We start from the raw sequence: 14,237 nt of genomic DNA, 5'->3' as shown, positions 1-14,237 counted from the left end.
CGCAGCCTGTTCAGCACACCGACCCTGTCACGCTTGGCGGCAACGTTGGCGGCGGCGTCCGACGTGATCGTCCCGCCCAACCCGATTGGCCCGGCGGCTTCAACTCCGATTCGCAACACCAACGGTTGTGAAGTGGCCCGGCGACCTGACTTGAGCGACTTCACCGCCAAGTGGAGTTGCCCATGTCATCCAGCCGCCTGGACCAGGCCGAACGATACCGTTTGCATGCGTTATATGAAACCGGGATGTCGATGCGGGCCATCGCCGATGCGTTGGAGCGCGCGCCCAGCACGATCAGCCGCGAACTGCGCCGCAATCAGCACGCTCGGCACTATCTGCCAGATCACGCACAGCGCATCAGCGAGCATCGGCGCACGCAGGCCAGCCGGCGTCCACGCATCGACGCTGAGCGCATCGCACAGATCGAGGTCCTGCTGAGCGAGGACTTCAGCCCGGAACAGATTGCCGGTCGCACCGGCCTGGCCAGTCACGAATGGATCTATCGGCACATCTACGCTGACCACAAGCGCGGTGGCCAGTTGTTCACGCATCTACGCAAGCGCCGCCGCAAGCGCCGTCGGCGGGGCGTGCGCGATGGCCGCGGACAGCTGACACATCGGCGCAGCTGGACACAGCGCCCCAGCGTGGTGGAGCAGCGAAGCCGCATCGGCGACTGGGAGCTGGATACCCTCCGGGCCTCACACGGAAAGGCCGTGGTGGTCAGCATGACCGAACGCCGCAGTCGCCTGCATCTGCTGGCTTACTCGCCTGACGGCACCGCCGAGAACGTGCGCAACGCCATCGTCCAGCGCCTGGGCGGCCTAGGCCACACGGTGCACACCCTCACCGCCGACAACGGCAAGGAATTCGCCGATCATCGGCTCATTGCCGCCTGCTTGCAGAGCGACTTCTATTTTGCAGATCCGTACTGCGCATGGCAGCGAGGCAGCAACGAAAATGCCAACGGATTGACGCGCCAGTACTTGCCACGACACATCGATTTCAGCACCATCACCGATGCGCACCTGCGATGGATCGAACAGCGACTCTACAATCGTCCGCGCAAGATACTCGGATTCAAAACGCCCCTCGAAGTCTTCTCCGAGGAGGTCCTCAACAGCGTTGCGAATCGGAGTTGAATCCGCCCCCCAACTGCACGCGCATCACCCCCGAGTTGCTGCCGTTGGTCGCGCTGACCCAGCCGGAGATCGATACGGTGGTGGCCACCGTCGACGGCGGCGCGGCCAACGTCCAGGACATCTATCCATTGGCGCCGTTGCAGGAAGGCCTGCTGTTCCACCACCTGGCCGATCCGCTTGCCGACCCCTATCTGCATTCGTTCCTGCTTAGCTTCCCGTGCCGCGACCAACTCGATGCGTTCCTCGACGCGCTCGATCAGGTCATCGCCCGCCACGACATCCTGCGCACCGGGTTCGTCTGGCAAGGCCTGCCTGCACCGGTGCAGGTGGTCTGGCGCCAGGCCACGCTCGTGCGTCGCCTGCATGTCTTCGACGGACCCGACCCTGCCGCTGAGTTGCAGGCTTGCATGCACGCACCGGCCGCCGCGCTCAGCCTGCAGCAAGCTGCGCTGATCCGCGCCCATCTGGCCCACGACCCGAACGCCGGACGCTGGTTGCTCGGCCTGCAACAGCATCATCTGGTGATGGACCACACCACCCTGGAACTGGTCATCGAGGAGGTGCGCGCCTACTTGGGCGGGCAGCAGCGGCATCTGCCGGTGCCACTGCCGTTCCGCGATTTCATCGCCAACGCGCGCAACGGAATGTCCGAGCAGGAACACCAGGCCTTCTTCAGCACGATGCTTGCCGACATCGATGCACCCACCGCCCCGTTCGGCGTGCTTGCACCGGTACACGACCCCGAGACCCTGCAGCAGATTCACCGGACGTTGCCCGCAGCGCTGGCCCAGGCGCTGCGCACCCAGGCACGCCGCTGGGGCGTCAATGTCGCCAGCCTGTTCCACCTGGCCTACGCCTTGCTGCTGGCCCGCAGCAACGGGAGCGACGAGGCGGTGTTCGCCACCATGCTCTCCGGGCGCATGCATGCCAGCGCCGGCGTAGACCGTGTGCTGGGGATGTTCCTCAACACCTTGCCGATCCGCCTGGGCAGCGCACACGACACCGTCCTGGACGCCGTACGCCATACCCAGGTCTGCCTGGCCCGGCTGCTGCAGCACGAACATGCCCCGCTCGCGCTGGCACAGCGCTGCAGCAACGTGGACCCGGCGCTGCCGCTGCTGTCTGCCCTGTTCAATTACCGCTTTGCCGGCGGCAGCAAGGTGCTGGCTGCTGACGCTCTTCCGAAGCACGATCCCTTGCGCGAGGTGCAGGAAATCGGCGGCCAGGAGCGCACCCACTATCCGCTGGCAGTGTCGGTCAACGATCACATCGAGGAGGGCGGCTTCTCCTTGGACGTGCAGTGCGTGGCCCGGAGCGGCGCCGAGCGCATCGCAGCGATGATGCTGCAGATCGTGCACGCCCTGGTCCAGGCGCTGGAGCAGGCGCCGGACGCTCCACTGCACGCACTGGAACTACTGCCCGCGGACCAACGCACACAGTTGCTGCAGCAGTTCAACCACAGCAGCGCGCCATGGCCCGACACGCCCTTGCTGCAGCCGCTGTTCGACGCGCAGTGCCGGCGCAGCCCCGACGCACCGGCCTTGTCCGATGCGCAACTGCAGCTGTCCTACGCCCAGCTCGTTGCGCGCGCCAACCGCCTGGCCCACCGCCTGATCGCCGCCGGCGTGCGCCCGGATACCCGCGTGGCGCTGTACCTGCCACGCGGCGCTGAGCGCCTGGTCGCCCTGCTGGCCGTGCTCAAGGCCGGCGGCGCCTATGTCCCGCTCGACCCCGATCATCCCACAGAGCGCCTGGCCTTCATGCTCGCCGATGCGCGCGTGCGCGTGGTGCTGACCGATGCCCAGCGGCAGCAGCAACTGCCCGCCAGCCGCGCCCTGCAGCGGACCACCGTGATGCTGCTCGATGCACCCGGCCCGGCAGCGGACCCGGCCCACGACCATGCGCCGCTCATCGACGGCCTGCACCCGGACCACCTGGCCTACGTCATCTACACCTCCGGCTCCAGCGGACAGCCCAAGGGCGTCATGGTCAGCCATCGCGGCCTGGTCAACCTGGCCCTGGCCCAGATCGCCGCCTTCGCTGTGCAACCGTCCAGCCGCGTCTTGCAACTGGCCAGCATCGGCTTCGATGCCTGCGTGTCCGAACTGCTGATGGCCTGGCTGGCTGGCGCCTGCCTGCACGTCCCCCCCACCGAGGCGCTGGCCGGACAGGCGCTGCTGGAGGTCATCCACGACCAGCGCATCACCCACCTGACCGTGACCCCGAGCGTGCTGGCTTCGCTGCCCGCGCAGGCGCGTTGCCCCAGCGTGCAGACCCTGGTGCTGGCCGGCGAGGCGGCCGACACCGACCTGGCCCGCCACTGGCAGGCGCAGACCCGGGTGATCAACGCCTACGGCCCCACCGAGGCCAGCGTCTGCGCCAGCCTGCATCTGGACGGGGTCCAGGACGGTGAGCGCCTGCCGATCGGCCGGCCGCTGGCCAACGTGCGCCTGTACGTGCTCGATCCGCGCGGTCGCCCCGCGCCGATCGGCGTAAGTGGCGAACTGCATATCGCCGGCCATGGCCTGGCGCGCGGCTATCTGGGCCGCGCGGACCTGACCGCCGAGCGCTTTGTCCCCGACCCGTTCGCCGAAGACCCAGGTGAGCGCCTATACCGCACCGGCGACCTGGCGCGCTGGCGTGCCGACGGCACGCTGGATTTCCTGGGCCGCAACGACGCGCAGGTCAAGATCCGCGGCGTGCGCATCGAACTGGGCGAGATCCAGGCTGCCCTGCGGACGTGCCACGGCGTGCGCGAGGCGATGGTCCTCGCCAGTGCCGACAGCAATGGCGACAACCGCCTGGTTGCCTATCTGGTCGGCGACGCCGAGGCCGCGCTCGATGCCGACGCCATGCGTACCCAGCTCGGCACCCGCCTGCCCGAGGTCATGCTGCCGGCTGCCTATGTGCGGCTGGATGCGCTGCCGCTCACCGCCAACGGCAAGCTCGATCGCCGTGCGCTGCCGGCACCCGATGCCGATGCGCTCGCCGTGCAGGCCTACGTCGCACCGCAAGGCGAGCTGGAACGCCTGCTGGCCGCGCTGTGGAGCGAACTGCTCGGCGTCGACCGGGTCGGCCGCCACGCCAACTTCTTCGCCCTGGGCGGGCACTCGCTGCTGGCGATCAAGCTGATCGAACGCCTGCGCCAGCATGGCTGGGCGCTGCAGGTGCGGGCCCTGTTCGGCGCCACCACCCTGGCCGACCTGGCCGCCGCGCTGCGTCCCAGCGCTGCGGTGGAGGTGCCGCCCAACCGCATCGCCGCCGACTGCACCCGCATCACCCCCGAGCTGTTGCCGCTGGTCCAGCTGACCCAGGCCGAGATCGACGCGGCCGTGGCCAGCGTCGAAGGCGGCGCGGCCAACGTGCAGGACATCTACCCGCTGGCGCCGCTGCAGGAGGGCCTGTTGTTCCATCATCGGGCCAGCCCGGTGGGCGATGCCTACCTGAGCTTCAGCGTGCTGGCCTTCGACACCCGCGCGTACCTGGATGCGTTTGTCGCCGCGCTGGAGGCGGTCATCGCCCGCCACGACATCCTGCGCACCGGCTTCGCCTGGCAAGGCCTGCCCATGCCGGTGCAGATCGTCTGGCGCCATGCATCGCTGCCGCGGCACGAACACAGCATCGATGAGCCCGATGTACTGGCAGCGCTGAAGCGGCACATGGATCCACGCAGCATCCGCATGAATGTCGGCCAGGCACCGCTGCTCCGCGGTCATCTCGCCGAAGATCGGCAACAGTCACGCTGGCTGCTGGGCCTGCAGACCCACCACCTGATGATCGATCACACGACTCTGGAATTGTTGATCGAAGAAGTGCAGGCGCATCTGGAAGAACGACAGCAGCAGCTGCCCGAGCCGCTGCCATTCCGCAATCTGGTCGCCCAGGCACGCCTGGGCGTGAGCGACGACGAGCACCGCGCCTTCTTCACCCGGCAGTTGGGCGATCTGGACACCCCCACCGCGCCGTTCGGCTTGTGGGAAGTGCGCGGCAGTGGCGCGGATATCGAACAGATCCGGCAGCCCTTGCCACAACCGCTCTGCACCGCCTTGCGCCTGCACGCGCGCCGTCTCGATGTCAGCCCCGCCAGCCTGTTCCATCTGGCCTACGCCCTGCTGTTGGCCCAAAGCAGCGGCCGGGACGATGTCGTGTTCGGCACAACCCTGTTCGGACGCATGCACGCGGGCAGCGGTGCACACCGTGTGCTGGGCATGTTCATCAACACCCTCCCCATCCGCCTGCGACGCGACGGTCGCGGCGTCGCTCAGTGCGTGCGCGACACCCAGCAGCGGCTCGCCCAATTGATCCATCACGAACATGCCCCGCTGGCCCTGGCACAGCGCTGCAGTGGCATCGCCGCGCCCGCACCGCTGTTCATCGCACTGCTCAACTACCGCCATGCCGGCGGCAGCGCGGTGCAGACACCGGCCGAGACGTCGCAGGCCTGGCTCGGTACGCAAATGCTGGAGTCGCAGGATCGCACCAGTTACCCGCTGACGCTCTCGGTCGACGACATCGCCGCGAACGCAGGTTTCTCGCTGGAAGCACAGGTGGACCAACGCATCGGCGCCGCGCGCGTCATCGCGTTGATGCTGCAGGCCGTGCAGGGATTGGTGCAGGCGTTGGAGCAGGCGCCGGACACGAGCTTGCGCGCCCTGGATCTGCTGCCCGCCGACGAACGCGCCCAGCTGCAGCGCTTCACCGTCACCGAGACCGCTCCGCTGGCGCAGGCCCGGTGCATCCACCGCCTGTTCGAAGACCAGGTGCGCCGCACGCCCGATGCCATCGCGTTGCTGGATGGCGATGTCCAACTCAGCTACGCCGCGCTCGAGGCGCGCGCCAACCGGTTGGCCCATCGCCTGCACAAACTGGGCGTTGGACCGGAGAGCCGGGTCGCCCTGTACTTGCCGCGCGGCATCGAGCAGGTCGTGGCGCTATTGGCCACACTCAAGGCCGGCGCCGCCTATCTGCCGCTGGCCCCCGACCTGCCCGACGAACGCCTGGCCTTCCTGCTCGCCGACAGCCGCCCGCGCGTGGTGCTGACCTGTGGCGAACTGCACGAGCGGCTTCAGTCCATGGGCAGTGCCTTGCAAAGCATCAGCGTGCTGACCTTGGATACGGACGCACACACTGAGCTTGACGATCCTGGCGCGCCGAGCGTGCCCGGCCTGTGCCCGGACAACCTGGCCTATGTCATCTACACCTCCGGCTCCACCGGACAGCCAAAGGGCACCCTGCTCACTCATGCCGGCGCCACGCATTACCTGCAATGGGCCATCGACACCTACCGCCCGTTCCCCAGCGCGGTGGTGTCCTCCTCGTTGGCCTTCGATGCCACGCTGACCAGCCTGCTCGCGCCGCTGCTATGCGGCGCTAGAGTCGAACTGCTACCCGAGCACGACACGCTCGACGCTTTGCGCCAGCGCCTGTGCGATCCGACCCCGCTGGGCTTGGTCAAACTCACTCCGGCCCATCTGGAAGTACTCGGCCAGCGGTTGGCTAACCATCAAGAACCGCTCAGTCCTGCGGTGATGGTGATCGGTGGCGAAGCCTTGCCTGCGGCCACCCTGTCCCGCTGGCAAACGCTTGCACCGCACACGCGGCTGATCAACGAATACGGCCCCACCGAAACCGTGGTCGGCTGCGTGGTCCACGACACCACGCGCGAGGATGGACTGGACCTTAGCGGCCGCGTGCCGATTGGTCAGCCCATTGCGCATCTGCGCATCCACGTGCTCGATGCGCACGGTCAGCTAGCTCCGATTGGGGTCAGCGGACAACTGCATATCGCCGGACCGCAGCTGGCGCGCGGCTATCTGGGCCGTCCCGATCTGACCGCCGAACGCTTCGTCCCCGATCCGTTCGCAGAACAGCCCGGCCAACGCATGTACCGCAGCGGCGACCTGGCCTGCTGGCGTGCCGACGGCACATTGGACTTCCTCGGCCGCAACGACGACCAGGTCAAGCTGCGCGGCTTCCGTATCGAACTCGGCGAGATCGCCGCCGCCCTGCGTGCCTGCCCCGGCGTGCACGACACCGCCGTGCTGCTGCGCGAAGATACTCCCGGCCAGCCGCGCCTGGTCGCCTATCTGCTTACCGAACGGCCCGACCAGGCCGACCCGCTGGCGCTGCGCGACACCCTGGCCACGCGCCTGCCCGAGGTCATGCTCCCCAGCGCCTATGTGCGACTCGACGCCCTGCCGCTGACCGCCAACGGCAAGCTCGATCGCCGCGCCTTGCCCGCACCGGGTGCGGACGCGCGCGCCGCGCAGGCCTATGCGGCCCCCGCAGGCGAGCGGGAAACCCTGCTGGCCGCGCTGTGGAGCGACCTGCTCGAGATCGACCGGGTCGGCCGCCAAGACAGCTTTTTCGCCCTCGGCGGGGACTCGCTGCTGGCGATCCTGTTGATCGAACGCCTGCAGCAGTCGGGCTGGCAGTTGGACATCGGCGACCTGTTCAAGACACCGGTGCTGGCCACGCTGGCCGATGCGCTGCGTCCGGCGGCGGTCGTGCCGGTGCCGGCCAACCGGATCGCGCGCGATTGCACGCGGATCGTGCCCGACGACCTGCCGCTGGTCGTCCTGACCCAGACCGAGATCGATGCGGTGGTGGCGACCGTGGCAGGCGGCGCCGCCAACGTGCAGGACATCTATCCACTCGCCGCGCTGCAGGAAGGCCTGCTGTTCCACCATCTGCAACACACCGACAGCGACCCTTACGTCATGCCCGGCCTGCATGCGTTCGCCACGCGTGCCGAGCTGGATCGGTTCCTGGCCGCACTGAACAGCGTGATCGCGCGCCACGACATCCTGCGCACCGCCTTCGTCTGGCATGGGGTCCGCGAAGCGGTGCAGGTGGTCTGGCGACACGCTCCGCTGCGGCTGCATTCCCATGTCTTCGACGGCAGCGACGCGTTGGCGCAACTGCAGCGCTGCCTCACATCGCCGCAGGCGCGGGTCGACCCGCAGCAGGCACCGCTGCTGCATGCGCATCTGCTCCACGATACGATCCAACAGCGCTGGCTGCTCGGCATCCTCTACCACCACCTGGTGATGGACCACACCTCGATGGATCTGGCCATCGAGGAAGTCGGCGCGTTCCTGGCCGGCCAGGCGCAGTCCCTGCCGGCGCCGCTGCCGTTCCGCGAGTTCGTCGTCCGTGCGCGGCTGGGCGGTTCGGCACAGGCGCAGGAAGCGTTCTTCGGCGACCTGCTGGGCGACGTCGCGCAGACCACTGCGCCCTACGGCATGCTCGACGTGCACGGCGACGGCAGCAATGTGCGCGAAGCGCGCCTGCCGGTCCCCGACGCGCTGACCCAGGCGCTGCGCGCGCAGGCGCGGGTGCTGGACGTGGGCATGGCCAGCCTGTTCCATCTGGCCTACGCGCTGGTGGTGGCCACGACCAGCGGACGCGACGACGTGGTGTTCGGCACTACACTGTTCGGCCGCATGCAGGGCGGCAGCGGCATCCACCGCGTGCTGGGCATGTTCCTCAACACCTTGCCGCTGCGCCTGCGCATCGACGCTACCAGCGTGGCCGATGCCGCAGGCACGGTGCAGGCGCTGTTGGCGATGCTCATGCAGCACGAACACGCGCCGTTGAGCCTGGCCCAGCGCTGCAGCGGCGTCGCCGCACCGGCACCGTTGTTCACCGCCCTGCTCAACTATCGCCACGTCGGCGGCAACCAGGTGCTGGACCAGGTGCCGGATTGGGGTGGCATGCAATCGCTTGGCGCCAGCGAACGCACCAACTATCCGCTGTCGTTGTCGGTGAACGATGACGACCGCGGTTTCTGGCTGGATGTCCAGACCGGCCCAGCGGTCGCACCGGAGTCGGTCGGGCATCTCATGCTCGAAGCCTTGCGGCAACTCGCGCGCGCGCTGGCCGATGCGCCAGGCACCGCATTGCACGACCTCGACATCCTGCCGGCGACCTTGCGCACCGGCATCGTCGCTGGATTCAACCCGGCGCCCACCGACGCACCCGACGCCGGCGTATCGCACATGTTCGCCGTACAGGCGGCGCGCACTCCGCAGGCACCGGCGCTGATCGATGCCGACGGCACCAGCCTCAGCTATGCCGAGCTCGCGCAACGCGCCGAGCATCTGGCGCGTAGATTGCACGCGTTGGGCATCGGGCCGGAAGCGCGGGTGGCGGTGTGCATGCCGCGCGGCATCGATCTGGTGGCAACGCTGCTGGGCGTGTTGCAGGCCGGCGCGGCCTACGTGCCGCTGGACCCCGAGTATCCCGAGCAACGCCGCGCCGACATCCTGTGCGACTGCCGGCCACAGTTGCTGGTGACAACCTCCGCGTGCGCGCACACGCTGCCGCCACAGGCCGACGTCCCGCTGCTGTGCTACGACGACGGCAACGACCCGGCCATCGCCGCGCCGACCGCCCTCGCCGCTCCCCGCGCCGAGCAATTGGCCTATCTGATCTATACCTCGGGCTCCAGCGGACGTCCCAAGGGCGTGATGATCGAGCACGGCGCCTTGGCCGCCTACTGCGTCGCCGCCGCCGAGTTGTTCGGCCTGAGCGGCGAGGACTGCGTGCTGCAGCAGAACTCGATCAACTTCGATCTGTCGCTGGAAGAACTGTTGCCCGCGCTGATCGCCGGCGCCTGCCTGCGGCTGGCGCCGCTGCCGTTGGACGCGGTTGCCACCCCAACGCCCGCCAGCGTGCTGCATCTGACCAGCGCGCATTGGCATGCGCTGGTGAGCGCATGGACACAGGCGCCCGAGCAGGCCCGCCTGCAGCTCCAGCACGTGCGCCTGATCAACATTACCGGCGACGTGCTGTCGCCATTCCACCTGCGGCAGTGGTACGACCTGGGCCTGCAGGCGATCGCCCTGGTCAACACCTATGGCCCCACCGAGACCGCGATCTCCTGCACGGCCGCCCGCCTGTGCGCCGCCGACGCCAGCACCGCCCGTATCGGCATCGGCACGCCGCTGCGCCACGCGCGCCTGTACGTGCTCGATGCGCGCCGCCGTCCGCTGCCGATCGGCGTGGCCGGCGAGCTGTATGTCGCAGGCGCCCAGGTCGGTCGCGGCTACCACACGCAGCCGGCACTGAGCGCGGAACGCTTCCTGCCCGATCCGTTCGCGCTTGGCCCCGGGCAGCGCATGTATCGCACCGGCGACCTGGCGCGCTGGAACCAGGACGGCAGCCTGGAGTTTCTCGGCCGCAACGACCAGCAGCTCAAGCTGCGCGGGTTCCGGGTCGAGCTGGGCGAAATCGAGAACGTGCTGCTGGACTATCCAGGCGTGCGCGAAGCGGCGGTCTGCGCGCGCCAGGACGCCACCGCGGCGACGCGTCTGATCGCCTACGTGGTTGCCGACGCGATCGATCCGGACCGCCTGCACCAGCACCTCGCACAGCGCCTGCCCGACTACATGCTGCCCAGCGCCTATGTCCGCCTGGACGCACTACCGCTGACGCCCAACCGCAAGCTGGATCGCCACGCGCTGCCGGCAGCGGACACCGGCATGCAGATCGAGGCGCACGCCCATGTGCCGCCGCGCGGGCCCTTCGAGCAGACCCTGGCGCTGCTGTGGGCGGAACTGCTCGGCTGCGACCGCGTCGGCCGCGAGGACAGCTTCTTCGCGCTCGGCGGGCACTCCCTGCTCGCGGTCCGCCTGGCCTCGCGGCTGCGCAGCCATTTCGGCGTCGATGTCGGCCTGGCCGACATCTTCGCCCATCCGCGTCTGGCCGACTTCGCCGGCTGCGTCGCGGCCGCCGCAGCGGACACCTTGCCGCCGATCCTGCCCGTCCCACGGGACACGCTGCTGCCGTTGTCCTTCGCCCAGCAGCGGCTGTGGTTCCTGTCGCAGCTGGACCCCGAGACCGACCTCGCCTATCTGGTCTGCACCGGCATGCGCATGGACGGCGCGCTGGACCTGCCGGCGCTGCGCAAGGCCCTGGACCGCATCGTCGCGCGCCATGAAACGCTGCGCACGCGCATCGTCGCCAGCGCTGGCGAGCCGCGGCAAGAGGTGCTGCCGGCCGACACCGGATTTGTCTTGCGCCAGAGCGACCTGTCGGCGCTGGACGACGCCGCCTCGCGGGTGCAGCAACTGTGCGCGGACGAACGCCGGACCGCCTTCGCTCCGGCCGCCCCGCTGGTGCGCGGCCATCTGCTGCGCCTGGCGCCGCAGCAGCACGTGCTGTTGATCACCCTGCATCACCTGGTCTGCGATGGCTGGTCGATGGGCGTGCTGATCGGCGAACTGGGCGCGCTGTACGCCGCCTATGCCCAGCACGCGCACGATCCGCTGCCGCCCTTGCCGCTGCAGTACGCCGATGTCGCGGTGTGGCAGCGCCGCTGGCTGGAGGGCGAGGTTCTGCAGCGTCAGCTCGATTACTGGCGCGAGCGCCTGCGCGACGCACCGCGGCTGCTGGCCCTGCCGACCGACCACACGCGTCCGGCACGGCAGGACTTCCACGGCGACAGCATCGCCTTCTCGCTTCCTGCCACGGTGAGTTCGGGCTTGCAAGCGCTGAGCGTGCGCCATCGGGTCACGCCGTTCATGACCCTGCTCGCCGCCTGGGCGCTCTTGCTGCACCGCTACAGCGGCCAGGAAGAGGTCGTGATCGGCACCCCGCTTGCCGGCCGCGATCGCAGCGCGCTCGAACCCTTGATCGGCTTCTTCGTCAACACCGTTGCGCTGCGTCTCGATCTGTCCGGGCGTCCCAGCGTCGCGCAGTTGCTGGAACGCGTCCGCAACGCGGTGCTCGGAGCGCAGGCGCACCAGGACCTGCCGTTCGACCGCGTCATCGAAGCGGTCCAGCCCACCCGCACGCTCGCGCACGCGCCGCTGTGCCAGGCGCTATTTTCGTCCGACACCACGCCGTCGGGCGCACTGGACATGCCCGGCCTGCAGTTGCAGCCGCTGCAAGGCGGCAACCCGGTCGCGCTGGCCGATCTGGCCCTGGAAATGCGCGTCGGCCGCGACGGCATCGTCGGTTCGCTGGTCTATGCAACGGCGCTGTTCGAACGCGCGACGCTGCAGCGGCATCTGGCGCATTACCAAGCGCTGCTGTGCGCCTTCGCCGACGCTGGCGAGGTCCAGGTGGCCGACGACCTGCCGCTGCACACCCCGGCGCAACAGCAGCGGCCGCACGCCCCTCCCTGCGAAACGGTGCAGCCGATGCCGGCCAGCGTGCATGCGGCCTTTGCGCAACAGGCGCAACGCACGCCGGCTGCGCCCGCCGTCTGCGACGGGACGCTGCAGCTGGACTACGCCGAGTTGGATGCGCGCTCGGACGCCTTGGCGCAGCAGCTACGTGCTGCCGGCGTCGGCGCCGGCGCCACGGTGGCGACGGTATTGCCGCGCAGCGCCGCCCTGGTGATCGCGCAGTTGGCCATCCTCAAGCTGGGTGCCGCCTACCTGCCGCTGGACCCGCAACAGCCCGCCCTGCGCCTGGCCCAATTGGTGGAGGATTGCCGCGCCGCCGCGCTGCTGCATCCGCCACAGGCACGCCTGGCCTGGGCCGGCGCATCGCACTGCCTGGCTGTCGACGTGGATGCGCCGACCGCTACAGCGGCGCGGTTCGCCGCTGCGGCGGTGCCGGGCAACGCACCTGCCTACGTCATGTACACCTCCGGCTCCAGCGGTGTGCCCAAGGGCGTGTCCATCACCCATCGCGGCATTCTCAATCTCGTCGCCGCGCCGGACTACGCCGATTGGAAAGCGCAGGACCGCTTCGCCTTCGCCTCGAACCCGGCGTTCGACTCCACCACCTTGGAAGTCTGGGCGCCGCTGCTGTGCGGTGCCTGCGTGGTGGTGGTCCCCCAGGCGGTGGTGCTCGATCCCAACGCATTGGCGGGCTTCGTCCGCACGCAAGCGATCAGCGTCCTGATCCTGGTGGCCGGTGTGCTGCGGGCGTACGCACCGCAGCTGGCAGCGTCCCTGCCCAGATTGCGCTATCTGATCACCGGCGGCGATGTCGCCGATCCGCATGCGCTGTCCCTGCTGCTGGGTTCTGCCGAAGCGCCGGAGCAACTGCTGCAGACCTACGGACCGACCGAGACCACCCAGTTCGCCACCACCCTCGCCCTGCGCCAGCCGCCGCCGCCGGATCGGCGTGTTCCGATCGGACACCCGATCCGCCACATGCAGGTACGCCTGCTCGACGCCCGCGGCAAACCGGTGCCCATCGGCATTCCCGGCGAGCTGCATCTGGCCGGTGCCGGCCTGGCTCAGGGCTATGTCGGGCGTCCCGGCGCGACCGCCGAACGGTTCGTGCCGGATCCGCATGCCACCGCACCTGGCGAGCGCATGTATCGCACGGGCGACCTGGCCCGTTGGCGGGAAGACGGCAGCCTGGATTTCCTCGGGCGCGCCGACGCGCAACTGAAGTTGCGTGGCTTCCGCATCGAACCGGGCGAGATCGAGGCCGTGCTCGGCACCCACCCGCAGGTGGCGCAGGCGGTCGTGCATGTCCAGCTCGACCGTGCCAATCAACCGCGCCTGCTGGCGTACATCGTCGCAGACGCCGCAGCCGAAGAAACCGCGCTGTGCCAGCGCCTGCGCCCCTGGCTGATCGACCGATTGCCCGACTACATGCAACCGGCCGCCTACATCCCGCTGCCACGGCTGCCGCTCACGGCCAACGGCAAGCTCGACCGCAACGCATTGCCGATCGACACCGGCCAGGCGCGCAGCGGCGAAGCGGCGCAAGGCGCGAGCGAGCAAGCCCTGGCGTGCCTGTGGTGCGAACTGCTCGGCCTGGAGACGATAGGCCGCCATGACGATTTCTTCGAGGTCGGTGGCCATTCCCTGCTGGCGGTGCAACTGATCGCACGCATCGAGTCGCAGCTGCAGCGACGCATCGCCGTTTCGCAACTGTTCGCCCATTCCAGCGTGGCCGCGCTCGCGGTCCTGCTGGACGCTACCGAGATGCACAGCGACGACATGATCACGACCAGCGACCGCGAGGACTACACCCTATGAGTCGTTTCGGCCAGCACACGCGCGTGTCCGCCAGCGAAGGCGGCACCGCGCAACGGCAACGCCTTCTGCGCACGCGTTCGCTCAGCGCGGCGGCAGCATGCACCCGGCATGGCGCCACTGCGAACGAGCGCAATGCCGCTGCGAA

The 14,237-nt window shown here is 69.1% G+C and carries 2 protein-coding genes; both read left to right on the top strand.

What is annotated here, in order from left to right:
* The first annotated feature begins 182 nt into the window (after positions 1–182).
* Positions 183–1,139, top strand: a complete 957-nt coding sequence (locus KHF85_RS10380) for an IS30 family transposase (protein WP_009597007.1) — start codon at positions 183–185, stop codon at positions 1,137–1,139.
* Complete coding sequence (locus KHF85_RS10375) at positions 1,136–14,092, top strand: non-ribosomal peptide synthetase (protein WP_284566635.1); 12,957 nt, start codon at positions 1,136–1,138, stop codon at positions 14,090–14,092. The genes KHF85_RS10380 and KHF85_RS10375 overlap by 4 nt, the downstream gene beginning before the upstream one ends.
* Positions 14,093–14,237: the final 145 nt, after the last annotated feature.

It is taken from the genome of Xanthomonas graminis pv. graminis (assembly GCF_030168915.1).
GTDB classification, from domain to species: domain Bacteria; phylum Pseudomonadota; class Gammaproteobacteria; order Xanthomonadales; family Xanthomonadaceae; genus Xanthomonas_A; species Xanthomonas_A translucens.
Note: the sequence above shows the minus strand (reverse complement) of the source record. Positions and strands in the feature narration are given on the sequence as shown.

Bases quoted from the DNA above. Each gene is read 5' to 3' on its own strand.
- KHF85_RS10380 (WP_009597007.1), top strand. From the start codon at position 183: ATGTCATCCAGCCGCCTGGACCAGGCCGAACGATACCGTTTGCATGCG.